Origin of the sequence: Domibacillus sp. PGB-M46, assembly GCF_022668875.1 — a bacterium.
Classification (GTDB): Bacteria; Bacillota; Bacilli; order Bacillales; family Domibacillaceae; genus Domibacillus.
The window spans coordinates 1-272 of the sequence record NZ_JAKGCR010000096.1; the positions used below are offsets into that span (position 1 = coordinate 1).

Here is a 272-nt window from a genome sequence, read left to right on the forward strand (position 1 = left end):
GACCGGAACAAAACGGACCTGGAGTACCGAAGCGAAGCAGATGCAGAGGATGACTGGTCCCGCCTCCGCCATGAAGAAGCGTTAACTCCTGAAGCCGTTGTCCGCCTCGCAGAAGCGGCTCACACCCGCTATGGCTTTAACGACTTTAAATTAAAAGGCGGCGTGCTGCGCGGCGAAGAAGAGATCGAAGCCGTTACAGCACTGGCAGAGCGGTTCCCGGAAGCGCGCATTACCCTGGACCCGAACGGCGGCTGGCTGTTAAAAGACGCCAT

At 58.1% G+C, this 272-nt stretch carries 1 protein-coding gene; it reads left to right on the forward strand.

Going from position 1 to position 272, the window contains the following annotated elements; genetic code table 11:
- On the forward strand, nucleotides 1-272 hold a 272-nt coding region (locus L2D08_RS23770), incomplete at both ends, for an enolase C-terminal domain-like protein (RefSeq protein ID WP_375337641.1).